General features: G+C 69.8%; 19 protein-coding genes. 9 read left to right on the forward strand and 10 right to left on the reverse strand.

Annotated elements, in window-relative coordinates; genetic code table 11:
* Position 1: 1 nt before the first annotated feature.
* Together J4H86_RS00275 and J4H86_RS00280 are read right to left on the reverse strand one after the other, a co-directional pair.
* Complete coding sequence (locus tag J4H86_RS00275) at positions 2-1525, reverse strand: AMP-binding protein (protein ID WP_236541185.1); 1524 nt, start codon at positions 1523-1525, stop codon at positions 2-4.
* Positions 1526-1737: 212 nt separating this feature from the next.
* Positions 1738-3870: a metallopeptidase domain-containing protein gene (locus J4H86_RS00280; RefSeq protein ID WP_236541186.1), complete on the reverse strand. Its 2133-nt coding sequence runs from the start codon at positions 3868-3870 to the stop codon at positions 1738-1740.
* A 273-nt stretch (positions 3871-4143) separates the two neighbouring features.
* On the opposite strand from J4H86_RS00280, the gene J4H86_RS00285 reads away from it, so the two are divergent.
* Together J4H86_RS00285 and J4H86_RS00290 are read left to right on the forward strand one after the other, a co-directional pair.
* Positions 4144-4956, forward strand: a complete 813-nt coding sequence (locus J4H86_RS00285; protein WP_236541187.1) for a helix-turn-helix domain-containing protein — start codon at positions 4144-4146, stop codon at positions 4954-4956.
* Between the two features lie 13 nt (positions 4957-4969).
* A complete protein-coding gene (locus J4H86_RS00290) occupies positions 4970-5377 on the forward strand; it encodes a VOC family protein (RefSeq protein ID WP_236541188.1) in 408 nt (135 codons plus the stop codon).
* A gap of 97 nt (positions 5378-5474) precedes the next feature.
* On the opposite strand, the gene J4H86_RS00295 is transcribed toward J4H86_RS00290, so the two are convergent.
* The 4 genes from J4H86_RS00295 to J4H86_RS00310 form a co-directional block, all read right to left on the reverse strand.
* Positions 5475-7454: an APC family permease gene (locus J4H86_RS00295; RefSeq protein WP_236541189.1), complete on the reverse strand. Its 1980-nt coding sequence runs from the start codon at positions 7452-7454 to the stop codon at positions 5475-5477.
* A gap of 132 nt (positions 7455-7586) precedes the next feature.
* On the reverse strand, positions 7587-9101 hold the full coding sequence (locus tag J4H86_RS00300) for a tripartite tricarboxylate transporter permease (RefSeq protein WP_236541190.1): 1515 nt from the start codon (positions 9099-9101) through the stop codon (positions 7587-7589).
* A 37-nt stretch (positions 9102-9138) separates the two neighbouring features.
* The gene (locus tag J4H86_RS00305; RefSeq protein ID WP_236541191.1) at positions 9139-9801 is read right to left on the reverse strand and encodes a tripartite tricarboxylate transporter TctB family protein; all 663 of its coding nucleotides are present in this window, start codon (positions 9799-9801) and stop codon (positions 9139-9141) included.
* Positions 9798-10850 (reverse strand): tripartite tricarboxylate transporter substrate-binding protein, encoded by a 1053-nt coding sequence (locus J4H86_RS00310; protein ID WP_236541192.1) that lies wholly within the window; start codon positions 10848-10850, stop codon positions 9798-9800. The genes J4H86_RS00305 and J4H86_RS00310 overlap by 4 nt, the downstream gene beginning before the upstream one ends.
* A gap of 176 nt (positions 10851-11026) precedes the next feature.
* Between J4H86_RS00310 and J4H86_RS00315 the strand changes: the two genes are divergently transcribed.
* Together J4H86_RS00315 and J4H86_RS00320 are read left to right on the forward strand one after the other, a co-directional pair.
* Positions 11027-11710, forward strand: coding sequence for a GntR family transcriptional regulator (locus J4H86_RS00315; protein WP_236541193.1), 684 nt, complete (start codon positions 11027-11029; stop codon positions 11708-11710).
* Positions 11711-11769: 59 nt separating this feature from the next.
* The gene (locus tag J4H86_RS00320; RefSeq protein WP_236541194.1) at positions 11770-12981 is read left to right on the forward strand and encodes a CaiB/BaiF CoA transferase family protein; all 1212 of its coding nucleotides are present in this window, start codon (positions 11770-11772) and stop codon (positions 12979-12981) included.
* Between the two features lie 12 nt (positions 12982-12993).
* On the opposite strand, the gene J4H86_RS00325 is transcribed toward J4H86_RS00320, so the two are convergent.
* The gene (locus tag J4H86_RS00325; protein ID WP_236541195.1) at positions 12994-13995 is read right to left on the reverse strand and encodes a LacI family DNA-binding transcriptional regulator; all 1002 of its coding nucleotides are present in this window, start codon (positions 13993-13995) and stop codon (positions 12994-12996) included.
* A gap of 154 nt (positions 13996-14149) precedes the next feature.
* On the opposite strand from J4H86_RS00325, the gene J4H86_RS00330 reads away from it, so the two are divergent.
* Genes J4H86_RS00330 through J4H86_RS00350 form a run of 5 tightly spaced genes read left to right on the forward strand, consistent with a single transcriptional unit; the run spans position 14150 to position 19861 of the window.
* Positions 14150-14707: a TRAP transporter small permease gene (locus J4H86_RS00330; RefSeq protein ID WP_236541196.1), complete on the forward strand. Its 558-nt coding sequence runs from the start codon at positions 14150-14152 to the stop codon at positions 14705-14707.
* Positions 14704-15978 (forward strand): TRAP transporter large permease, encoded by a 1275-nt coding sequence (locus tag J4H86_RS00335; protein ID WP_236541197.1) that lies wholly within the window; start codon positions 14704-14706, stop codon positions 15976-15978. The genes J4H86_RS00330 and J4H86_RS00335 overlap by 4 nt, the downstream gene beginning before the upstream one ends.
* Before the next feature lie 45 nt (positions 15979-16023).
* On the forward strand, positions 16024-17028 hold the full coding sequence (locus tag J4H86_RS00340; RefSeq protein ID WP_236541198.1) for a DctP family TRAP transporter solute-binding subunit: 1005 nt from the start codon (positions 16024-16026) through the stop codon (positions 17026-17028).
* A 38-nt stretch (positions 17029-17066) separates the two neighbouring features.
* Positions 17067-18956 carry a bifunctional sugar phosphate isomerase/epimerase/4-hydroxyphenylpyruvate dioxygenase family protein gene (locus J4H86_RS00345; RefSeq protein ID WP_236541199.1) on the forward strand — a complete coding sequence of 630 codons (1890 nt, stop codon included), beginning with the start codon at positions 17067-17069 and terminating at the stop codon, positions 18954-18956.
* The gene (locus tag J4H86_RS00350) at positions 18953-19861 is read left to right on the forward strand and encodes a shikimate dehydrogenase (RefSeq protein ID WP_236541200.1); all 909 of its coding nucleotides are present in this window, start codon (positions 18953-18955) and stop codon (positions 19859-19861) included. The genes J4H86_RS00345 and J4H86_RS00350 overlap by 4 nt, the downstream gene beginning before the upstream one ends.
* A 30-nt stretch (positions 19862-19891) precedes the next feature.
* On the opposite strand, the gene J4H86_RS00355 is transcribed toward J4H86_RS00350, so the two are convergent.
* The 3 genes from J4H86_RS00355 to J4H86_RS00365 all read right to left on the reverse strand — a co-directional run bounded on the left by J4H86_RS00355 (position 19892) and on the right by J4H86_RS00365 (position 23730).
* Positions 19892-20833, reverse strand: coding sequence for a carbohydrate kinase family protein (locus J4H86_RS00355; protein ID WP_236541201.1), 942 nt, complete (start codon positions 20831-20833; stop codon positions 19892-19894).
* 996 nt (positions 20834-21829) lie between these two features.
* Entirely contained in the window at positions 21830-22489 is a 660-nt protein-coding gene (locus J4H86_RS00360) for a response regulator (RefSeq protein WP_236541202.1), read from the reverse strand.
* The gene (locus J4H86_RS00365; RefSeq protein WP_236544197.1) at positions 22486-23730 is read right to left on the reverse strand and encodes a sensor histidine kinase; all 1245 of its coding nucleotides are present in this window, start codon (positions 23728-23730) and stop codon (positions 22486-22488) included. Before J4H86_RS00365 ends, J4H86_RS00360 begins: the two co-directional genes overlap by 4 nt.
* Positions 23731-23792: the final 62 nt, after the last annotated feature.

A 23792-nucleotide genomic window follows, 5' to 3' on the forward strand; every position in this document is an offset into this window, starting at 1 on the left:
GTCAGTCCGATGACGCGGCGTGCCACGCGCGCAACGTGTTCCAGCAGAGTTCGTGGGCGTAGGTGTAGGGGATGTGGGGGACGGCTCGCACGGTGGATGGGACCTGGTGTGGGGCAAGGCGGTTCACGAGGGAGGAGCGCACGGCCGGGGGGTCCAGAGCGACGCCGGGGCGCGGAACCACCGCCGTGTGGAGCGTCGTGCCGGTGGCTCCAGCAACGTCGAAGGTGGCGGAGGCCTGGATCTGTGGGTGTTCCTCCAGGATCGTGTCCACCTCGGAGGAGAACACGGTCCGGCCGTCGATGGTCATGGCGTCGTGCGAGCGCCCCAGGATGGTGAGATAGCCGTCCTCGGTCCGGAAACCGACGTCTCCGGTGTCCAGCCACCCGTCCTCGAACACACGCGCGGTGGCCTGTGGTCGGTTCCAGTATCCGTGCATCATGATCGGGGTACGTACCCAGACCCGTCCCCGCTCGTTCGGCGTGAGCTCCCCGCCCGCATCGTCGCGGACCCGGACCTCGACGCCGGGTACCGGCCGGCCACAGCTACGAAGTACCGCCGGGTCTCCGGCCGAGTAGTCCTCGGGGGAGAGCCAGGCGATGTTCCCGGCCTCGGTCTGGCCGTAGGAACAGTACACGATCGGGCCGAGCCGGTCCACCGCGGCCCGCAGCAGGGCGGGGCTGACCGGGCCTCCGCCAGTCGTCACGCAGGACAGTGAGGACAGGTCGGTCCGCGCGCAGGCCGGGTGGTCGACGAGGCCGCGAAGCTCATGTGCGGGGATGAGCAGGTGGGTGATGCCGTGTCTCTGGACCGTTTCGAGCACCCGCTCGGACTCGAAGTCGGCCAGGCACACCAGCCGTCCGTCCCGGGCCACAGTCGCGTCGGCGAACGTCCGCAGTAGTCCGGTGGGACGTCCGGCCACCAGTGTCCTCGGCCGCCGGGGGGAGGAGCCCAGGAGACGTCCGAGGAATGTCGCGCGAACGTCGGGCCGGTCGGCTCGGAAATTGCGGACCACGGGTTTGGCGCGACCGGTCGTGCCTCCGGTGAGGGAGATCCGGATGGGCGTACCTGGGCGACCGCGTGGGGACATCGGCCCCGCGTTCAACTCGGCGCTGACGGCGACCAGGTCCTCGCCCCGATCCGACGGTGCCAACGTGCACAGCCGCGCGGTGGGGTGGTCGGCCAGCCGCGCGACAAGGGCGTCGTCGACGGTTTCGGGATCGACGACCACCAGCGCGGTGCCACACTCCTCGATGAGGCCGAGTTGGTCCTCGGGGGCGACCGCCAACGGGACCTCCATTTGCGCCGCCCCCACGAGCTCCACCGCGTGCGACAGCAGGTACAGACGGCTGCTCACCGGTCCCACCAAGGCGACCACGTCACCAGGACCGTAGCCATAGCGCGACAGCGCGTGTGCGAACCGATACGTCAGGCGCACGCTCTGACCCGCGGTGAGTGCCTCTCGCGCGTCGTGGAGCACGGGGGTGTGCTCGTCTCGCCGCGACAGGGCCTCCAGCACTGCGTTCATCGTCTACGATCCCTCCGACACGACCAAAAGTGACGACGGAGAGACACTAGGTGACGATCGGGGGTGTGTGGGGCGGATTCACGGGGACGCGCGGGAAAGGGCCCACCCGACGTGCCCTTTTGGGTGTGTCCGGCTTCGAGCGGCCCCGGTCACGAGAAAGGACGGGGAACCGGGATTGATCCCGGCCCCCCGTCGGAGTCACCGACTGAGGATCAGCCGGAGGGGGTGCAGACGGTCCGGTCGGAGACGCTCGAGTCGCTCTCGGACTCCGCCGTCAGGTGGATGTTTCCGCCACCGCCGACGTTGGGGTTCGTCCGGTTCGCGTACACCTCCACCGTGGTGGACTCGCCGGCCTCGGCCACCGCGAGCTCGTTGGGCAGCCAGACCTCCCAGTGCGGGCTCGGTGCCCGTGCGGAGAGCCGGTACACGTCGGAGCTGGTGTGGGGCTCGTCGCCGGCCTCGCCGGAATTGGTGAGCTCCACCTCGCAGCGGACCCAGTCGTCGTCCAGCGCCACACCCGTGGCGTTCGACGGCAACTCGACACCGCGTTCCTGGTCACCAGACCCGTCCAGTGAGCGTGTGGCGACGGTGTAGGTCAGGATCCCGTCGTCGTCGCGCTCCAGGTCCACGATGTAGAAGTGCAGACGGTTGTCCTCGTCCACGTACTCGTACTCGCTGCCTGAGTCGGTCCCGGCGTGGAACGCCGAGTTGGACAACTGGCGGTAGTCACCCTCGGTGATGTACTCGGGCGTTCCGTCCGGCCAGACGAAGTCCACCATCCCGATGTCACCCGGGTTGGCGTCGACCACCCACACGAACGGCGCGCGGTCCTGGTCCTTGGTCTTCGACAGCAGCACACCGTTGTCCGGTGTGAAGGAGTCGTAGCCCATGCGGTCCACGGCCTCGATCGTGTAGTTGTCGTAGTCACCGCCGTCGCAGTACAGGTCCTCGGTCCAGTCACAGTTGGGGGCCTGGTCACCGCCGTCGAGGACGATGTTCACCCCCGCGAGCTCCTGGTCGCCGGCGGTCACCGCGGACCGGGCGGTCACCTGCGCCACGGCCGCCCCGCTCTCCGCGAGCTCGTCCCGGGACAGGTGCAGGACGTCGTTCTCGACGTCCACCATCTCCAACTCCAACCGGTCACGGAGCATGTGGTGCGCGCCCACGGCGCCGCCGGAGGTCGCCGGGATCGTGAACCGGGTGTGTGGACCGCCCGGACCGTTGAAGATCCCGCGGCTCAGGTTTCCCCAGATGCCGCTGTAGGTGCGGCGCACGGGGTCGGCCATGGGGTTGTTGTAGTTGTCGGCGATTCCCAGCACGTGACTGAACTCGTGCGAGAACGTGCCGTGCGAGGAGCTCTCCGACTGCACCGAGTAGCCCGGTCCGGCGTGTGACCAGTAGCCGGCGGCGGCCGCCCACGAGGTCCACTCCACGTAGCGGGTGCCCGCGGCGTTGCTCTCCATGTCCGGGTCCGGTGGACCGAACTCGTCGGAGACGTCCTCGGGGTTCTCCCACATCATCGGGCCGAACTCCTGCCACACGCCCGACTCGTCGTTACCGGAGGACACGTAGAAGATGAAGTCGAACTCCTCGGAGATCTCGTCACCCTCGTTCTCCAACCAGAGGGACTCCGCCTCCGGCGGCAGGGACTGGTCACACTCGTACCCCGGTGGACAGTCCTCGTCGTTCTGCCACCGGTCCTCGATGCCGTACTCGAAGGACTGGCCCGACATCTCATAGGGTCCGAAGGCCTCGAGCTCGATGCCCATCCGGCCGCCGGATCCCTCCATCCAGAACTCGTGGAGCGTGCGGCCGCGGTTGATGTCGCCGGGCACGTTCAGGAAGTCGTGCCACCAGTCCGCGAGCTCGTCCCGCGGGATGCTGTTGGCCTCCTCGGTCGGGTTCCCGAAGGGCGTGCTGCCGGCTTCCATGGTCAGGGCGAACGGCTGGTTCTCGTAGTCGACCAGCACTACGGCGCCCTTGAACTGGACCTCCGAGCCGACCTGTTCGGTGTCCGCCCAATTGGTTCCTGGGACGTCCGTCCAGTCGTCCCACGTCATATGGTCTGGGTTGACCCAGTCCTGGGGGTCGATCGGCTCCGGGGCGCCCGACTCGTCGAGGATGTCCGACCGTTCCGCCGCCAGCGCCTGCTGGTGCCGTTCGGGGGCGTCGGTGTCCTGCCACGGCTGGGTCTGCGGCCAGTTGGGCTCCTGCCAGGGGTAGAGGTCATCCGTGGGTAAGGCGGTGTCGGGCTCCGCCGCGGCCGGCGAGGTTGCCAGGCCGGCGAGGACCAGAGCGCCGGTCGCGACCAACGCGACGGCTCTGCCTCGGCGGGGGATCGGCATGGTCGAAACTCCTTCGTCCACCTGTGGGCGCGGGATTCCGCGCCCACAGGACCGTAAGCAGGATCCACGCGCCGGAAAAACGGCGATCGCGTAACGAACGAACGTCGAATTGGACACCGTGGTGCACGGAATCCCGGCGAAAACGTCACGACGTGCGGACACGGCTGTCGCGTCCCCGTAACCCGACCGTCGAGCCCGGGGCGGTGAATGGCCTTCCGGGGCACGTCAGGCAGGAGCGCCTCGTGACACAGAGAAGTCCCTATGCTGGGGAGGGTGATCGACATCGCCGGCTCCGCCGGCCTGCGTACGGCGCTGCCGCACCCAGCGTTGCGTGACCTGGTGCACGCCTATGTCGGCTACCGCCAACACGACGTGTCCCTCGCACGGCACCGCGGGCTTCCCTCGCCCTGGGTGACGCTCATCGTCAGCCTCGCGGGCCCGGTCCGGATCGTCGACGGCGTCACGGCACCGACCGGCGTCGTGGGCGGCCTCCATCTCCGTCCCACGTTGATCGACCAGGCCCACGAGCAGTGCGGCGTCCACGTCATGCTGAACCCACTGGGCACGCGGGCGCTGCTGGGTGCACCCCCGCTCGACCTGATCGACGTGAGCGTCGACCTCGAGGACCTCCCCATCCCCTGGGGGCGTGGTCTGGCGACGCGTCTGGCCGAGCAGAGGGACTGGTCGGCCGTGTTCGGCGTCCTGGACCGCACTCTGCTCGCCACCAGACGTCAGGTCACTCTCCTCCCGGAGGTCGCCGAGGCGTGGCGCCTCCTGCGCGTGACCTCCGGGACGATGCCGGTGGCACGAGTGGCCCGGGACGTCGGCTGGAGCCGACGACACCTCGCGGAGAGATTTCGCGGGAGTCTCGGTGTCACCCCCAAGCAGGCGGGGCGGCTCGCCCGCTTCGAGCGGAGTCGGACGGCCATCCGGGCGGGCGCGGACCTCGCGACCGTGGCGGCGGAGTGCGGCTTCTTCGACCAGGCCCACCTCACCAACGAGTGGCGCGCCATGGCCGGTCTCACTCCCACCGCCTGGATCCGCGAGGAGCTCCCGTTTCTCCAAGACGCTCCGGACGACGACTGACACGGTGAGAAGCATGAGTACGAACACGAAGGGCCCCGGCGTCTGGGCGTGCCTGTCCTACTCCGACGCCGAGGGCGCGCGGACATTCCTGATCGACGTCTTCGGTTTCGTCGAAGGCGTCACGGTACGAGACGAGGAGGGTGACAAGGGGATCGTGCACGCGGAGCTGCGCTGGCCCGAGGGAGGCGGCGTGATGTACGGCTCCACGGCCGCGATGGGCGACGGAGCGCGCCCCCAAGGCCTCTGGGTGTACGTGCAGACGGCCGATCCGGACGCCGTTTGTGACCGTGCGCGCGCGGCGGGCGCGCGGATCGTCCGGGAGCCGTACGACGCGACATACGGCTCCCGCAACGTCAGCATCGCCGACCCGGAGGACAATCTCTGGACGTTCGGCACCTACGGGGGAACGGATCCGCTCTAGCGGCCGGACCCGACCAACCACGGCTCCGCGGTCGCGTCTCGGACTTCGTCCGGGGCGCGTCCGCTCGGCTGACCCCGAACCCGGCGGGGACGTTCGGTCACCCACCCACGTGGATCTGGGGTCGACGCCTCGGGTCGGGCTCCTTCTCGCGGACGATCTCACGCACGAGGATCGCGGTGTCACCCTGGCCGAGGATCAGGTAGCGGAGGAAGAGGCCGAGCGGGTTCTGGTTCTCCCACTGGAAGTGACAGTGAGGGCGCAGACCGGTGCCGTCCCGCAGCGTGAGCAGAAGCGCCGCGATCGTGTTCGGGGCCGCGGGCCCACGGACGCGCAGCACGTGGAACCCGTTCTCCGAGGTGCCGGTCACATGCAGGACGTCGGAGAACACCGACGGGTCGTAGACCTCCACCTCCACGAACAGTACCTCGGCGTCGCGGGGGACCGGGCTGTCGGAGTACTGCGACGCCAGCTTCTCCAGGTACTCGTGGGGCGTCGCGTGGTCCGGCCGGTGCGCGATGAGCTGCAGCTCGCCGCGGGCCGCCGCGCGCGACACGAGCGCCCGCGCGGCGTCGTCGAACTCGATCCGGTCCACCCGCAGCTCCGTGGTGCGGAAGACCCGGGACACCAGTGACACCACGATGATGCCGGCGACGAACGCTCCCGCGATGGCGACGCCGTCCGGTCGTTCCACGACGTTGGCGAGCAACGCGTAGGCGAGAACCGCGATCAGCAGCCCCGCGAGCGAAGTCCGTAGGTGGTGGCGGACCCGGCGCACCGACACCAGCACGGCGACCGCCGCGGACAGGAGCATCGCGAGGATCCCCGTCGCGTAGGCGCCGGACTGGTCGTCAACGTTGGCCTCGAATCCGACCGTGATGGCGATCGCCAACAGCGTGTACAGGACCACGACCGGACGGGCCGCGCGGGTCCACTCCGGGGCCATCCCGAACTTCGGCAGGTAGCGCGGCACGATGTTGATGAGCCCCGCCAGCGCGGAGGCGCCGGCGAACCACAGGATCGCCACGCTACAGAGGTCGTACACCGTACCGAAGGTCTCACCGAGGTAGAGGTGGGCGAGGTAGGCGAGGGCGCGGCCGTTCGCCTCGCCTCCCTGGTCGAACTCCACCGGCGGGATCAGTACGGTCGTGACGACGCTGGTCGCTATCAGGTAGACGCTCATGATCACCGCGGCGGCGGTCAACATGCGGCGGGTGTTGCGGATCCGCGAGGCCAGACGCTCCTGGGGGGTGGACCCGGTCGCGCGGACCAAGGGCATCATGCTGACTCCCGTCTCGAACCCGGACAGGCCGAGGGCGAGGAGCGGGAAGGCGACGACCGTCGCCCACAGCATGCTCCCGACTCCGGTCCCGACCACCAGGTTTCCCCAGTGCGCGAGCGTCTGGGGAGACGCCGCGATCTCGAGGGCGGACACCACGACCACGACGGCGTTCAGCCCGAGGAAGGCGATCACGAGGGGTACGGCGATGATGATGGCCTCGCGGAAGCCGATCAGGAACACGACGCCGAGCACCAGGATCAGACCGATCGTCACCAGCACGTTGTGACCCCGCAGTACCTCCGGGGCCAGCGGGTTCTCCAGGAGGTGCACGGTGGCGTCCGCCGAGGACAGCGTGATGGTCATGATCCAGGCGGTGACCACGAAGCCCAGAAGGACGAGGACGAAGAACTTCCCCTGCCAGAACGGCAGTAGTCGACCCAGCATCGCCACCGATCCCTGGCCGTGCGGGCTCTCCCGCGCGACGCGGCGGTACATCGGCAGGACTCCGAGCAGGGTGAGCGCGACGACGACCAGCGTCGCGAGGGGGGCGACCGCGCCGGCGGCGAGCGCCGCGATGGCCGGGAGGTAGGAGAGTGTGGAGAAGTAGTCGACACCCGTGAGGCACACGACCTTCCACCAGGAGTAGCTGCTGGCTCCGCGGTGCGCGGCCGTGGCCGGTCCACTGGGGTGGACCCGGTCGGCCAGCATCCAGGCGCGAAACGGTGTGCTGGGAGGGCGGGCGGCAGCGGGGTTGGGCATGGTGCGCGGAATCGCGAAGCGGGGTCCCTCTGTGGACACGGCGGCCTCCAGCGTTGTCGCTCCCGGAGAGCGACGTCCCCGGGACACGGGTGACCCGGGGACACCCCGTTCCCTACTCTAGGTAGCGAACGGGGTGCGGAGCGCGTTGGAGTGTGCTCGGCGTGTGGCGACTCAGGCGGACGCGCTGGGAGCGGAGGTACTCGCCCGCCGCCGACGGCGCAGCCGTCGCCACAGCGTGGGACCGACCAAGAGGAGTACACCCAGGGCGAGCAGCGCGGCCGAGATGGGGCGCTGGACGAAGACGAGGGGGTCGCCGTAGCTGATGGTCAACGACCGGGCCAGTTCCGGCTCCATCAGCGGGCCCAGGACCAGGCCGAGGACGACCGGTGCCACCGGGTATCCGTAGCGCATCATCAGCCAGCCGATCAGGCCGAAGGCGAGGGCCACCCACATCCCCCACAGGCGGTACTCGATCGAGAAGGCCCCGATCAGGGTGAGAAGGATGATCGCGGGATAGAGGTAGCGATAGGGGATCCGCAGCACGGACGCGAACGCCGGGGCGAGCGGCAGATTGAGGGCGAGCAGCAACAGGTTGCCGATCCAGAAGGACGCCATCAGGCCCCAGACCAGTTCCGGCTGCTCCCTCATGAGCATCGGTCCGGGAACGATCCCGAACACGATGAAGGCGCCCAAAAGGATCGCGGTCGTACCGGAACCCGGGACGCCCAGGGTGAGCGTCGGGACGAAGGACCCGTTCACGGCCGCGTTGGTCGACGCCTCCGGGGCCGCCACCCCCTCCAGACGACCCTTGCCGAACTCCTCGGGATTCTTCGAGATCCGTCGCTCGGTCTCGTAACTGAGGAACGACGCGAGTGTCGCGCCGCCGCCCGGGAGAATGCCCAGAAGGAACCCCAGGACACTGTGACGCAACGCCGGAGGGACGGTGCGGCGCAGCTCCCGGCGGGAGATGACCATGTCGCGCAGGCGCGCGCGCATCGGTTGGACGGTCGGCAGCCCGACCCGCCGCAGCAGCTCACCGATGGCGAAGATCCCGATCACGATCTCGATGAACCCGAATCCGCCGTACAACTGGACCTGCCCGAAGGTGAATCGGGCGACACCGGTCTGGGAGTCGATGCCCACGGTGGCGATCGCCAATCCCAGGGCGGCCATCGCCAGACCCTTCAGCGGGGAGCCCGAGCTGACCCCGGCCACGGCCAACAGCCCGAGCAGCATCAGCGCGAACATCTCCGGCGCGCCGAACCGGACGGCGACGGCGGCGAACGCCGGTGCCGCCAGCATCAACACCGCCACGGTCAGTGTCCCGGCGATGAAGGACGCGATCGTGCCGACGGCCAGGGCCTGGCCCGCGCGTCCCTGGCGCGCCATGGGATAGCCGTCGTAGGTGACGACGGCCGACGCGGGATCTCCGGGGGTACGGATCAGTACGGCGCTGGTGGAGGCCCCGTACTGGCATCCGTAGTAGATCCCGGCCAGCATCAGCAGGGCGTGCAGGGGCTCCATGCCCAGGGTGAGCGGCAGGAGGAGCGCCACGCCGGTCGCGGATCCGAGGCCGGGCAGAACACCGATGAAGGTTCCGAGCGTGACACCGAGGGCGCAGAACAGCAGGCTGTCCCACGAGAGCGCGGCCTGGAAACCGAGCACGACATTGTCGAAGAGTTCCACATCAGCTCCGAGGAGGGTTCGGGCCGTCGCGGCGTCCTCAGAGGATCGACGGCAGCGGGACGTTGAGCAGAACCGAGAAGATGAGGTAGCAGATCACCACGAGGGCGACGGAGACGCCCACGGCGACCAGCGGCCGGACACGCTCGAAGACGACCAGGATGAGGAGAGTGAGGGCACCGAGGGTGAGGTAGGTGTCGAACCACGTCACGGCCGCGACCGCGCAGGCGGTGAGGGCCAGGAGGGCGAGGACCCGCGTGGGCGTCTCCCGTGTCGTGTCCTCACCACCGGCCGCGGGTGCGTCGCTCCCGGGCTCCGGGGACAGACCCGCCGGGGCCGGAGCGTCCCCGGCGAGCCCGCGCGCGGTGTCGTCGTTCGCCCCGGGATCCGTGCTCGGTCCCGCCCGTCCACCCGCGAGCACGTCGGCGTTCGGTGTCGGGGGATCCGGGGGGTCCTCGACTCGTTCCTCGGTGTCCCGCTCTGCCGAGCGTGCACCTCTCCGGAGGCCGGAGAGCGCGATGCCCACCCCGAACGCGAGGAGCAGCAGGCCCGCGAAGGTGGGCATCGCCCCGGGCCCGAGCTGTCCGCCCCCAGCCATGACGCCGTAGTTGAGACCGCCCGCGGCGAAGACGACGCCGAGCGTCGCGATGATGGCCCCGCCGATGACGTCGGGAAGGTTGCGTTTCGACGCGGCTGGAGTCATTCCGCCACGATCCTTTCGAGTACGGGGAACACCTCGGCGTTCCAGTCCTCCAGGAAGTCGATCCAGTCGTCGCCCCAGTGACGTGACTCGGCCAGTCCGCTCTCGCGCACGTACTCCTGGAACGCGTCGGTCTCCACGGCGTCGCTGAGCGCGTCGACCCAGTACTCCTGTCCGCCGTCGGGCACGTCGAGGGGGGCGATCAACCCGCGGAACTTCGTGGCGTTGATGTCCCATCCCAGTTCCCCCGCGACCGGAACGTCGGCGAGCCAGTCCACCTCGAGACGGTCCTGGGCGAAACCGAGGATCGGTGCGAAGACCTCCCCCTGGATCTCGCTGCGGCCGTCGGAGGGGTTGAGGATGGTGGCTTCCACGTCGCCACTCATGAGCGCCGGATTGGTCTCACCGGTGCCGTCGTAGATCACCGGTTCGAACTCGATGCCGGACTGTTCCTCCATGAGGTAGAGAAGGACCTCGTCCACGCCGCCGGCGCCCGGTAGGGCGATCCGGAACGGGCGTCCCTCCTCGGCCGCCTCTTCGGCGCCGGCGAGGAACGCGTCGATGTCGGTCCACTCGGCGTCACTGTTGACCGCGAGGACGCCGACGTCCTCGACGACCTGGCCGATGTTGGTCCAGTCGTCCCAGTCGAAGGGCACGTCGAGTTTCTGCGGGAGGACGTTGCGAACGGGTTCCGCGGCCAGCAGGTAGTGCGGATCGCCCGCCTGCGCGGCGAAGTGCCCGTACCCCTCGGCTCCCGAGCCCCCGGGGCGGTTCTCCACCACGATGTTGATCTCCGGCCGTACCTCCTCCAGTCCGGCCGCGACGTTCCGGGCGAAGATGTCGCTTCCCCCACCGGCCGCGAACGGCACGACGATGGTGACGTCCCGTACCGGTTCCCACGTGCCGTCCTCGGCCACCCCGGCCGCTCCCGCCTGACCGTGGCACCCCTGAACGCCCAGCAGGACGGTCAGGGCGAGGGCGGGAACGAGGCGCCGCGACCGACCCGCCGGTCCCGAGGGTCTCCCGTGTGGAGGTGGGCGTAACGACACCATGGCGCGCTCCTTCGCCGAACGTTGGGGTGAAGGGAGGTGTGATGTGGGTCTCTGGTTGGTGTGCGTTACATCTATAACAAGGATCGACTATTGTCTACAATAGTTTCGACGGAAATCCTCACGCCGTACCGGCACACGACATCGCCTCGGCCCGACGACGACCCGCGGGAGAACTCATGTCCGACGACTCGTCCCCGCGGATCCCCCTCGATCCGCCGAGCGTCGTGCGCATGGCACAGGAGAGCGTGCGGCACTCCATCCTGTCGGGGGACATCGAGGCCGGTGCCCGGCTGATCGAAGAGCGGCTCTGTGCGCGCCTCGGCATCAGTCGGCCGCCGTTGCGGGAGGCCCTGCGGCTGTTGGAGCGGGAGGGCCTGGTCGTGGCCAGGCCACGCCGGGGGTGGCAGGTCGTCACCCTCACCGGAGGAGACGTCCATGAGTTGGTGACCCTCCGCTCCGGTCTGGAACGCCTCGCCGTCCAGTGGGGCGTCCCCGTTCGCGACCACGCGCTCCTCGAGGACGCCCGTGCGGCGCTGGAGAGCATGGAGCGGTGCGCCGCCACCCAGGACCGGGCCGGTCTGACCGCCGCCGGTCGCGCCTTCCACATCGGGCTGGTCGCGGTCGCCGGGAACCGCCGCCTCGTCGACACCTACACCTCCGTCGTCGACCAGCTCTCCCTGTGCATGGCGCGCAACCTGTATGTGCGCGAACGTCTGTACGAGGACCTGCCCACCCACGTTCGACGGCACCGGCACCTGCTGGAGCTGGTCGAGGCGGGTTCCCCTGACGCGGTGCTGGCCGAACTCGCCGTGCACGGTGAACGCTCGTTCCTGGGGGAGTCGAGCGAGGACGCGCCGTGACCCAGTACCCACCGCCAAGCGCACCCGAGACCCGTCCAGAAAGGGAGGACCACACCGCGATGACAGAACCCCGTACCCCGCTCGCCGGGATCACCGTCGTTGAGGTCGGCGCGTTCATGGCCGCCCCGTTCGCGACCATGCAGCTCGCCGACCTCGGCGCGCGGGTCATCAAGATCGAGAATCCGGAGGGCGGTGACCCGACGCGTCAGACCGGCCCGTTCCTCGCCGGGGAGAGCTCGCCGTTCCTGCGCCTCAACCGGAACAAGGAGTCGGTGGCCCTTGACCTGAAGTCGGCCGAGGGCAAGGAGGCGTTCCTGCGCCTGGTCGACACCTGCGACGTGGTGGTGGAGAACATGCGTCCCGGCGCCATGGACCGGCTGGGGTTCGGGTACGACGCCTTGCGCGAACGCAACCCCCGCGTCATCTACGCCTCGGCGTCGGGGTGGGGGCAGGACGGTCCACTGGCACCGCTGCCCGGACTCGACATCATGGCCCAGGCGCGCTCCGGGATGATGAGCGTCACCGGCGAGCCGGACCGAGGCCCTGCCAAGGTGGGCCTGCCGATCTGCGACCTCGTCTGTGGTCTCTACATCGCCCTTGCGGTGTCCGCCGCGTTGCGAGGTCGGGGAAAGTCGGGTGATGGCCAGCACATCGACGTCTCCCTGATGGAGGCCGGGGTGTCGCTGTCCATCTGGGAGGCCGGGCGGTACTTCGCCACCGGTGAGGTCGGGGGAAGGGAGGGGACGGCGCACCAGACCTCCGCCCCGTACCAGGCGTTGCGCACCGCCGACGGACACATCACCATCGGCGCCGTCACCGACAAGACGTGGCGTGCCCTGTGCGACGTGCTCGGTACCGGCGACCTCTACGACGACCCCCACAACGCGACCGCCTACCAGCGACGTGAGCGACGCGAGACACTGATCCCGCGCATCGAGGAGATCACCTCGGCGCGAACGACGGAGTCGCTGGTCTCCGCGCTCAACGAGGCAGGCGTGCCCTGCGCCCCCATCTCCGACTACGCCGACGTCTTCACCGACGACCATCTCCTCGCACGGGACTACTTCTGGGACGCCGAGCATCCGCAGGCGGGGGCCGTCCGTCAACTCGGGTCCCCCATGCGGCTCAGCACCACCGCGGTGCGACGCGGACCCGCGGGTCCTTCCCTCGGGGCGCACAGCCGGTCGGTCCTGGAGGATATCGGCTACTCCGCCAACGACGTCACCGAACTGCTGGAGGCGGGGGTGACGACCGAACCCGAGGGAAGCTGACCTCTCCTCTCCTCACCCTGGGGCGGGGCCGGTGGAGTCGCGGATCACCAGGTGGGAGGGCAGGGTGACCCGTCGCGCCGCGGTCCGGGCGCCGGTGGCCGAGCCCTTCTCCAGGAGCAGCTCGACCGCGGCGCGGCCCGCCTCCTCGTGCGGTCCCGCCAGCGTGGTCAGTGCCGGTACGCAGAAGTCCGCCCCGAATATGTCGTCGTAGCCCACGACACTCACGTCCGCAGGGACGCGCACGCCCCGCTCGCCGAGACGGCGCAGCACCCCGATGGCCAACAGGTCGTTGTGCGCGACGACGGCGGTCGCCCCCGTCACCAGCGCCGCGTCGGCGGCGGCCCCACCACCGACGACCCGGGGCGGGAACGGGCCCAGCCGTGTGATCGTCATGCCGTGTGTCTCGGCGGCCGCACGCAGGGCCCGCCAACGCTCGCCGGCCAGCCAGGACTGGCGCGGCCCGGAGAGGTACACGAGGGTCCGGTGCCCGAGCGAGGCCAGATGCTCGACGATCTGGCCGCTGCCCCGCCCGTTGTCCACCACCGCGCTGGGCAGACCCTCCACCTCGCGGTTCACCAGGGCGAGATTGTGCTCCCTGGCGAGTTCGACGGTGGCGGCGTCGGGGAGCCGGCTCGCCGCCAACACGAAGCCGTCCACCGAGCGGGCGAGCCGTTCGATCTGGTTGCGCTCGTTGTCGGCCGACTCCTCCGTGTAGCCGAGGATGAACGTGACCCCCGCGGCGCTGGCGCGCCGTTCCGCGCCCCGGATCGTGCCGAAGAAGTGGGGGTTGGTGATGTCGGGGACCAGCATGGCCACTGTCGCGGTGCGTCCCGACTGCAGTGCTGTCGCCAGCGGATTCGGCCGGTAGCCGAGGCGCTGGGCCACCTGGAGCACGTGGTCACGAGTCGTCGCGTTGACGCGGCGGGGATTACCGAACGCGCGCGACACCGTCGACGGCGCGACACCGGCCTCCCGGGCGACGTCGTAGACGGTGGTGCGCTTGGGCGTGGTCATGGCGTCCAGTGTGCACCCTTGATGGCAACTTTTGGCAATCGCTTGCCATTTTTCCGTCCGTATACCTAGAGTTCACACTCGTGTTCCTCCCCACATTGGGGGTCTGAACAGCGCTTACTTCCGTCCCCTTGTTCCCTGAGTGGAGCCCTTCCGGATGACCGTAAACCGTGGAGCGGCCGATGGCGGGCCAACACGGTCCCGCCCGGCTCTCGTCCGCTGGCTTGAGCGATGCGAACTGACCGTGGGCGCGGCCCTGATCCTCGTCATCTTCGCCCTGATCCTCATCCAGGCGACACAGCGTCACCTCCCCGTCGACGGGTGGGTCTGGACCGGTGAGCTCGCCCGGTTCGGCCTGGTCTGGCTCACCTTCTCCCTGCTGGGCTACCTGCTCGGCCGGGACGAGCACATCACCCTCAAGGTCGTCGACTTCGTGGCGCGGGGATGGGTGCTGCGCGGCGTGTGGATCGTCGCGAACCTCATCGTCGCGGCGATCACCGTCGCGTTCATCGTCGAGGCCTACGAGCTGCTCTTCAACGGCCCCCCACAGACGACACCCGCCCTCGGGATGCCCATGTCCCTCACCTATGTCATTCCCATGGTGGGGCTGATTCTCGCGGCCGTGCGCGCCGTCGCCAACGCCTTCCTGGCGGGACCGCCCAACCCCGACACGCTCCCGACCGAGAGCGCCGACCTTGAGGAGCCGACCCGATGAGCGCGGGGCTCGTAATCCTGGGAATCATCCTCCTGCTCGCGCTGCGGGTTCCCGTCGGCTTCGCCATCCTGGGCCCCAGCGTGCTGTACATGATCTCCACCGACCAGTCCACCGGGCTGAGTCTGCGGACGGCCGCTCAGGAGGTCAACAGCTTTCCCCTGCTCGCCGTCCCCCTGTTCATCCTGGTCGGCGTGATCGCGAACCACACCGGAATCGCCGACCGGATCTTCGCCTTCGCCCAGGTGCTGCTCGGACGGGTGCGAGGGAGCCTCGGCTACGTCAACATCGGGGTCAGCGTCGGCTTCTCCTGGATGAGCGGGACCGCCCTGGCCGACGTCGCGGCACTGGGCAAGATGCAGGTGCCGGCGATGACCCGACGCGGATACCCCCGCCGGTTCGCCCTGGGACTGTCCGCCGCGTCCAGCCTGATCTCGCCGGTCATGCCCCCCAGCATCCCGGCCATCATCTACGCCTCGGTCGCGGCCGTCTCCACCGCCGCGCTGTTCGCCGCCGCGGTCGTCCCCGCCTTCCTGATCGCCGGCGGCCTCGCCGTCGCCGTCTACGTCTGGGCCCGCCGCAAACCGGACCTGGCCGGCCACCGGGCGGCCCCAGGCGAGTTCAGGACCGCGTTCCTCCAGGTACTGGGTCCCCTCGGCGCCCCCGCGATCCTGCTTGGTGGGATCCTGAGCGGTCTGTTCACCCCCACCGAGGCCGCCGCCGTCGGTGTCGCCTACGTCGCGGTCCTCGGATTCTGCTACCGCCGGCTGAACCTGCGCGCGCTCGGCCGGATCGTCGTGGACACCGCCACCACCGCCGCGTCGATCGCCGTGATCCTCGCCGCGTCCGGGTTGCTGGGCTGGATCCTCGCCCGGGAGCGGGTCCCGCAGGACATCGCGTCGTTCCTCCTGGACTTCACCGACAACCCGATCGTGTTCCTGCTCCTGGTCAACATCGCGCTCATCCTGATCGGTACCGTCCTGGAGCCGATCGCCGCCCTGGTCATCACCGTGCCCGTGCTGCTGCCGATCGCGGTCCAGTTCGGTGTCGACCCCGTGCACTTCGGGATCATCACCATCGTCAACCTCATGATCGGGCTCCTCACCCCGCCCATCGGCGGCGTGCTGTTCGTGCTGGGCTCGGCCACCAGGACCCCCATGCACGAGGTGTTCCGCGGGACGGCACCGTTCATGATCCCGCTGCTCCTGGTCCTCGCGCTGCTGACCGTCGCGCCCGACCTGGTGCTGTTCCTTCCCAACATGCTTGGGCTCTGACGTTCCACCACCCGCCGCTCCGCGGCGCCTTCCGAGGAGGAAACCATGCGTACTGGCTACCGCTGGGCAGCCCTGCTTCCCGTGACAGCCCTGGGGCTCGCCGCCTGCGGCGGCGGAGGGGACGACTCCGCCGACGCCGACATCACCCTGTCGTTCGCCAACAGCTACACCGAGGACCACCCCCACACCCGGTGCGGCATCGACCTGGTCGCCGAGCAGGTCGAGGACGCCGGCGTCGGCATCGCGGTCGACACCTTTCCCAACAGTCAACTGGGGGACAACACCGAGACCTTCGCCTCGGTCATGTCCGGCGACATCGACATGGACGTGCAGGGCTCCGCGGCCCTCGGATCCGCCTACGAGCCGATCGGTGTCTTCGACGCCGCCTACGCCTTCGAGGACGCCGACCACATGTTCACCTACTTCGACTCCGAGGAGTCGGAGGAGCTCAAGGCCAACTTCGAGGAGGAGACCGGCGCCAGGATCCTGGACGTCTGGTACTTCGGCGACCGGCACTTCACCGCCAACGACCCGATCCGTACCCCGGACGACCTGAGCGGCCTGCGGATGCGGTTCCCGGACTCGCCGATCTACCTCGCCAACGCGGCCGCGCTGGGCGCCGACCCCACGACCGTCGCCTTCGAGGAGGTGTACCTCGCGTTGCAGCAGGGCACCGCTGACGGCCAGGAGAACCCGATCCCCACGATCAGCGCCGACAACTTCGACGAGGTGCAGAGCCACGTCAGCCTGACCAGCCACCAGATCGGCTCCCAGATGATCGTCATCTCCGGTGACACCTGGGACCAGCTCGACGAGGACCAGCAGGACGCGGTCCAGCAGGCCGTGAGTGACGTGCGCGCGGAGAACCGGACCTGCATCGAGGAGGCCGAGGCCGAGATCGTGCAGGAGTGGGAGTCCACCGGGGCCATGGAGGTCGTGGACGACGTCGACATCGACGCCTTCCGCTCCCAGGCCCAGGAGTACCTCCGTGAGGAGTTCCTGGAGGGCGAGGAACTGGAGCTCTACGAGGCCTTCCAGGACGTCAACTAGCGAGCTCGGAGTCGGGCGAGAAGACGGAGTTGTGACGTATGCGGCGATCCATCGCCACGGTGTCGTTGAGCGGAGGCCTGGAGGACAAGCTCCGGGCCGCCGCCGCGGCCGGGTTCTCGGGTGTGGAGATCTTCGAGAACGATCTCATCGCCTCGCCCCTCCCGCCACGGGAGGTACGGGCGCTGACGGAGTCCCTCGGCCTGAGAATCGACCTCTACCAGCCGTTCCGTGACTTCGAAGGCGTGGACGACGCGCGACTCGAGCGCAACCTGCGTCGGGCCGTGGCCAAGTTCGAGGTCATGACCGAGCTGGGCGTGGACACGGTCCTCGTGTGCTCCAACGTCGCACCGTCGACGATCGACGACGACGCCCGCGCGGCGGCGCAGCTTCGTCGACTGGCGGAGCTGGCGGAGGAGCACGGAGTGCGGATCGCCTACGAGGCACTGGCGTGGGGCCGTCGCGTCAACGACTACGCCCACTCCTGGCGACTGGTCGCCGAGGCCGACCACCCAGCGCTCGGTGTCTGCCTGGACAGCTTCCATATCCTCTCCGTCGGCGACGACCCGGCCGGGTTCCGGGAAATCCCCGGGGAGAAGATCTTCTTCCTCCAACTCGCCGACGCGCCGCGCATGGCGATGGACGTGCTGCAGTGGAGCCGGCACTACCGGTGCTTCCCCGGCCAGGGCGGGTTCGACCTCACCACCTTCACGCGGCACGTCGTGGAGGCCGGCTACTCCGGTCCCCTGTCCCTCGAGGTCTTCAACGACGTCTTCCGGGCGTCCGACCCCTATCGCACCGCGGCGGACGCCCTGCGTTCCCTGTCGGTGCTCGAGGACGCCGTCGCGCGGTCCACCGAGACGGCGGGTACCGGCGTGGCCGCGCCGCCCCGCCGGGCCGTCACGCTGACCCGTCTGCCCGATCCGGTGCGCCCCACCGGTTACGGTTTCGTCGAGGTCGCGGCCACGCGAACCTCCGCGGACCGGATCCGCCGCGTGCTCACCGCACTGGGCTTCGAACACACCCGCGACCACCGGTCGAAGCCCGTCCAGTTGTGGAGTCACGGATCCACCAGGATCCTGCTCAGTTCCACCGACGCGCGGCTCGGGCACACCTGGAGCGCCGACGCGACGGCGACGGCGCTGGGCATCGCGGTCGCCGATCCGCACCACGCGGTGCGCCGGGCCGAGGAACTCCTGGCTCCGGCCCTCCCTCGCCGCCGCGACCCCACGGAGTCACCGCTACAGGCGGTCGCCGCCCCCGACGGCACCGCGGTCTTCTTCTGCCCCGCGGACGACACGCGGGGGACGGACTGGCTGGAGGACTTCTCCACCGCGGCCGTGGCCGACCATCAGGACGGTGTGAACACCCCCATCACCGGCATCGACCACGTGGGACTGTTCCAACCCTTCGACCACTTCGACGAGGCCTCCCTCTTCTACCGGTCGGTGCTCGGCCTCGAGCCCGCGGAGAGCCTCGAACTGGCCGCCCCCGACGGGCTGGTGCGCAGCCGTGCGCTCACCACCGCGAACGGGTCCGTGCGCATCGCGCTGAACGTGTCCGTGCTGGGTCGCGGAGCCCAGGCCGATGCCGCCGGAGGAGCACAGCACATCGCTCTGGCCAGCGATGACATCGTGGCCAGCGCCCGCGCCATGACCGAGGCCGGCGTCGCACCCCTACCGATCCCCGACAACTACTACGCGGACCTTCGCAGCCGAACGGACCTGGACGAGGAGACCCTGGAACGGCTACGCGTCCACGGGATCATGTACGACCAGGTGGGCGATGGCGAGTTCTTCCACTTCTACACACCCATGGTGGACGGACGGCTGTTCTTCGAGGTTGTCCAGCGCCGGGGCGGTTACGACGGCTACGGTGCCGCCAACAGTCCCTTCCGGATGGCGGCGCAGCGGGTGGAGCGGGTCCAGTGACCGAGACGACACGACGGGACGCCGAATGCGGTACGGAGGCGTCCCGGGAGCCGTCCTTCCTCGTCGGACTCATCGGTTCGGGGGTTGGTCCGTCCCTCACGCCGTCGATGCACGAACGGGAGGCCCAGGAACAGGGACGCCGCCTGATCTACCGGCCGATCGACATCTCCGCGCTCGGTCTCGAACCGGCATCGGCGGTCGACCTCGTGCACGCGGCGCGCAGGCTCGGGTTCAACGGCCTGAACATCACCCACCCGTGCAAACAGCTCGTGGTGTCGGCGCTTGACGAGCTCTCCCCGGACGCCGAGGCGCTGGAGGCCGTGAACACCGTCGTGTTCCATGGTGACCGGGCCGTCGGGCACAACACCGACTGGTCGGGCTTCGCCGAGGCGTTGCGCCGAGGGCTGCCCGACGCACCGCGAGGACGGGTGGTGTTACTCGGAGCCGGGGGTGCCGGGTCCGCGGTGGCGCACGCGCTGATGGTCTCGGGAGTACGGGAGCTCGTCGTCGCCGACGTCGCGGGGGACCGAGCGGCCGCGCTCGCGGCACGGACCCAGCGTCGGTTTCCCGACGCCGTGTGCGTGCCAGGGAACCCCGCGGACCTGCGCGACCTGCTCGCGAACGCGGACGGTCTGGTCCACGCCACGCCCACCGGCATGGCCGACCACCCTGGTCTTCCGGTCCCGGAGGAGCTGCTGCGTCCACCCTTGTGGGTCGCCGACATCGTCTACCGTCCGGTGGACACCCAACTCCTGCGGTGTGCGCGCTCCAACGGTTGCGAGACCCTCGACGGAGGCGGGATGGCCGTGTTCCAGGCCAGCCACGCCTTCGGCCTGATCACGGGGCTGCGGCCGGACGCGGAGCGCATGCTGACGCACTTCACGGAGCTGACGGCCCGGGAGTAGCCGCGCTCCGCGTCCTCGAGGTCACCCGGCTCAGGAGGCCGCGAGAAGCGCCTGGATCTCGTCCGGCCTCGGGGGCCGTGCCCCCGCACCGGTGCACGCCACCGCCGCGGCGGCCGACGCGAACCGCAGCGTGTCGGCGAGGTCGGCATCGGTCAGCGTCGACAGATTCCCGGGTTCGGCGAGGTATCCGAGGGTGTCCAGCCGAGCGAGCGCGGCGGCGCCGAAGGTGTCCCCAGCGCCCACGGTGTCGACCACGTCCACGACGAAGCCCCCGTGACGCACGGGGGACCGGCCCGGGACGTACGCCACGGCGCCGTCGGCCCCCCGCGTCAGTAGCACGAGGTCGATCGCGTGGTCGCGAGCCCAGTCCGCGACCACGTCCAACGGTTCCCTGCCGGGGGCGAGGAAGGCGACGTCCTCCTCACTGACCTTCAGTACGTGTGTCGTGTCCAGCCACGGGGTCACCGCGGCCATGAGGGTCACGCGGTCCGGCCACAGCGAGGGACGTGCGTTGAGGTCGTAGCACACGACGGAGCGATTCCGCCGGGCGTGCGTCCAGGCCCGCAGATGGTGGGCCCCCGGGGGCATCACGGCGGCGAGGGTGCCGGTGTAGATCGCGCGCGGGTTCACCGACGTGTCGGGGAACTCCGCGGGGGTCCACTGCCAGTCGGCCGTTCCCCGCAGGTAGAAGCTGTAGTCGGCCGAGCCACTCTCGGAGAACCCCACGACCGCGAGTGTGGTGGGCTCTTCCGCGTCCACGGCGAGACGCAGGTCGACGCCGTGCCCGGTGAGATAGTCACGAAGCTGGCGCCCGAAGGTGTCGCGGGACAACCGACACATCAAGGGGGCGTCGACCCCCAACCGGGTCAGGGCCACCGCCGCGTTGGTCGGCCCGCCACCCGGGATCGCCCGCCAGGTGTCCGCCCCCCGAGGCATGAGATCGATGAGGGCCTCTCCACAGACGATGATCATTCGTTCTCCCCAGATGTCCGGCGCCCGTGCTGCTCTGGAAGGTACACCGCGGGTGCGCGCCGTCTCGACCTCCCCTCCTTGGGTTGGGGGTGTGAACCCAAGGAGGGGAGGTGCGAAGGCCACACTCGATCCGTGGGAAGTCGCTCCGGTGGTCGAGGGTCGCCAACGTCTCCGTGTCCAGAACGTGGCGCTCGTGCTCGCGGGACCGCGGCGCTGGTTCCTCCTCAACGTGATCGGGTGCCGGCGGCACTCCCCACGCGCGGACACCAACGAACCATCCCGCCCTCCTTCACTGCGGGCTCCCCGTACTCGTGGGTGTCGGCTTGCCCGTCACGGGGGCTTCTCGACTCCTCGACCAGGGGACGCCCGGCTCGTCGTGGTGACGGCCGTCTTCCCTGTCCCAGGGAACCTCGCCGGCCACACCACGCCGATCCTAAGAGGTGAGGTCGGGGTTAGGTCCGGTTGGAGGTGACGCGCACGGTTTCGGCATGGATCGCGGTCTGTTCGTCGTATCCGGCCGTGACCGCTCGGTTCTGTTCGAGTACCTCGATGGATCGTTCGACTGTCGCGGTTCCGGTCGGCGGGCTGGGCGGTGGTCGCCTTGATGCCTTCTCAGCGTGGGTGGACCCGGATCGCCGATGAGGAGTAGGGCTTGTCTGCCCGCAGACGGTCCGGGCCAGTCCACGGGTGGCCGGCGCCGCGCGGCAGCCGTAGCGTGGCCGGCGGGGTGGCGGGCGCGGTCCATCGTGCCGTGCCCGGGAACGTCGGGGTGTTCACCGGTGGCGGAGTCGATACGCGGCCGTTCGTTGGCCCTGTCCCAGATCTCCTCCCGCGTCGACGACTCCGTGACGGGCGGCCACCCCCTCTCCTCCCGGGCGAGGCCAGGTGTGAGCGAGGCGAGCGGATCCCACCCGGCATGGGTGAGCTCATGGCGCGCGACCACATTGGCCGGTCCCGCCCGAGCACCGGCCCACCCGTGAACGAGCGAAAAACGACCTAGCCGTCCCCGCCTCCCGGTCGTACCAGGCCGGCGTCGTAGGCCGCGATCACGGCCTGGGTGCGGTCACGCGCCCCGAGCTTGGTCAACACATTGGAGACGTGGGTCTTGACGGTCTCGGGGCTGACGAACTGTTCCGCCGCGATCTCGGCGTTGGACAGCCCGCGAGCCACGAGTCTCAGCGTCGCGGACTCCCGGTCCGTCAGCGACGCGACGGCCCGCGACGCCGACGTGCTCGCCGGGGGACTGCTCGCCGCCAGCGAACGGACCGCGGCCGGGAACAACACCGACTCACCCAGATGGACGACCCGGATCGCGGTGAGGATGTCCTCGGGGCGGCTGCGCTTCAGCAGGAAGCCCGACGCCCCCGACCGCAGGGCGCCGTAGACGTAGTCGTCGTTCTCGAACGTGGTCACCACGATGATCCGGGGTGGCGCGGTGAGACCCTCCAGGAGCAGACGAGTGGCCTGGATCCCGTCCACGTTGGGCATGCGGACGTCCATCAGCACGATGTCCGGCTGGGTGCGGCGCACGACGTCAAGCACCCCGCTTCCGTCGTCGGCCTCGCCAACGACGGTCATCCCCTCCTCAGCGTCGATGAGGGCGCGCAGCCCCGCACGCACCAGGGGCTCGTCGTCCACGAGGGCGACCGTGATCAACCTGCCTCCTTCCACGGGATCGTGACCCACAGTCGCCACCGATCCGCCTCCAGTCCCGCCTGGACCGTCCCGCCGAGCAGGGAGACACGTTCCTCGATCCCGCGGAGTCCGCGTCCGCCCGTCGTCCGGGCCGGGGTACGCGATCTCGGGGCCACGGGATTCGTCGTGTGCACGACGACCCCGTCCGACCCCACGCGCACCGCCACGTCCACCTGACCGGAACCGTAGCGCAACGCGTTGGTGAGCGCCTCCTGCACGACGCGATAGGCCTCCCGCGAGACCACGCCGGGAACCGCGTCCAGGTCTCCCGCCTGTTCCACCCTGAGGTCGACCCCGGCGGCCCTGGCCCCATCCACCAGGGTGGGGAGGTCCGCGAGAGACCGCTGGGGGGTGGCCGACGGACGCTCCTCGCGCAGTACCCCGAGCACGTGGTCGAGCTCCTCGGTCGCGGCGCGGGTCTGTTCGGCGATGGTGGACAGGGCCTGCCGCGCGAACTCGGGATCGGAGTCCATCACCCGGGCCGCGGTCCCCGCCTGCAGAGTCACCACCGACAGCACGTGCCCGATGGAGTCGTGCAGTTCCGCCGCGATCCGATTGCGTTCGGTGAGGTTCTCCGCCCGCGCCTGCGCGGCGGCGAGCCGGTCGGCGGCGGAGGGCCCGAGCAGCGGTGGGGCAAGCCTCGCCAGCCCCGCGCCGACCAGGGCCAACACGTATCCGAACGTCACGAGCATCAGGAAGGCGAGCGGCAAGCCCAACCAGCGGTGGTCGCTCGGCAGGGGAGTGAGCTGGGTCTCGACGTGGGACAGGACGGGGGCGATCGCGAGCAGACCCGCCTCGGTCAGCACCACCATCGTCGCCAACGACACCACGAACCCGACGACGAAGTGGATCGCCAACCAGCCCATGGCACGCGCACGCGCCCCTGGCCCGGTCGGGCGTGCCACCGGTTCCCGGGCGAGACGCCCCCCGAGCAGGGTGCGCGCCACCTGTGTCTGGAGCGCGGCGACCGGACGGAGCGCGGCGGTCGCCGCGACGAGGACCGTCGCGATGACCAGCGCCGCGATCTGGACCGGACTGGTGAGCGCCTCCGGCGCGTCGGCGACGGTCCGGAAGCGCACCATGGACAGCGCGACCATCGCCGCCAGCAGGAAGGGGAAGAACAACGCCCCACCCAGTAGCAGGTACAGCCACCGCCGGTAGGTCCAGACGCTCACCAGCGGCGCCACGGCCAGCCCGATCATTCGCACCCGACGATCGTCGCACGTGCGTCGCGTTCCCCACTTCCCCCGCGCGGGGGAACGGG

The sequence above is a fragment of the Spiractinospora alimapuensis genome (assembly GCF_018437505.1).
Classification (GTDB): domain Bacteria; phylum Actinomycetota; class Actinomycetes; order Streptosporangiales; family Streptosporangiaceae; genus Spiractinospora; species Spiractinospora alimapuensis.

Excerpts from the sequence above, each read along its gene's own strand:
- J4H86_RS00275 (WP_236541185.1), bottom strand. The coding sequence starts at position 1,525 with ATGAACGCAGTGCTGGAGGCCCTGTCGCGGCGAGACGAGCACACCCCC.
- J4H86_RS00280 (WP_236541186.1), bottom strand. The coding sequence starts at position 3,870 with ATGCCGATCCCCCGCCGAGGCAGAGCCGTCGCGTTGGTCGCGACCGGC.
- J4H86_RS00290 (WP_236541188.1), top strand. The coding sequence starts at position 4,970 with ATGAGTACGAACACGAAGGGCCCCGGCGTCTGGGCGTGCCTGTCCTAC.
- J4H86_RS00305 (WP_236541191.1), bottom strand. The coding sequence starts at position 9,801 with ATGACTCCAGCCGCGTCGAAACGCAACCTTCCCGACGTCATCGGCGGG.
- J4H86_RS00310 (WP_236541192.1), bottom strand. The coding sequence starts at position 10,850 with ATGGTGTCGTTACGCCCACCTCCACACGGGAGACCCTCGGGACCGGCG.
- J4H86_RS00315 (WP_236541193.1), top strand. The coding sequence starts at position 11,027 with ATGTCCGACGACTCGTCCCCGCGGATCCCCCTCGATCCGCCGAGCGTC.
- J4H86_RS00320 (WP_236541194.1), top strand. The coding sequence starts at position 11,770 with ATGACAGAACCCCGTACCCCGCTCGCCGGGATCACCGTCGTTGAGGTC.
- J4H86_RS00325 (WP_236541195.1), bottom strand. The coding sequence starts at position 13,995 with ATGACCACGCCCAAGCGCACCACCGTCTACGACGTCGCCCGGGAGGCC.
- J4H86_RS00330 (WP_236541196.1), top strand. The coding sequence starts at position 14,150 with ATGACCGTAAACCGTGGAGCGGCCGATGGCGGGCCAACACGGTCCCGC.
- J4H86_RS00335 (WP_236541197.1), top strand. The coding sequence starts at position 14,704 with ATGAGCGCGGGGCTCGTAATCCTGGGAATCATCCTCCTGCTCGCGCTG.
- J4H86_RS00340 (WP_236541198.1), top strand. The coding sequence starts at position 16,024 with ATGCGTACTGGCTACCGCTGGGCAGCCCTGCTTCCCGTGACAGCCCTG.
- J4H86_RS00345 (WP_236541199.1), top strand. The coding sequence starts at position 17,067 with ATGCGGCGATCCATCGCCACGGTGTCGTTGAGCGGAGGCCTGGAGGAC.
- J4H86_RS00355 (WP_236541201.1), bottom strand. The coding sequence starts at position 20,833 with ATGATCATCGTCTGTGGAGAGGCCCTCATCGATCTCATGCCTCGGGGG.
- J4H86_RS00365 (WP_236544197.1), bottom strand. The coding sequence starts at position 23,730 with ATGATCGGGCTGGCCGTGGCGCCGCTGGTGAGCGTCTGGACCTACCGG.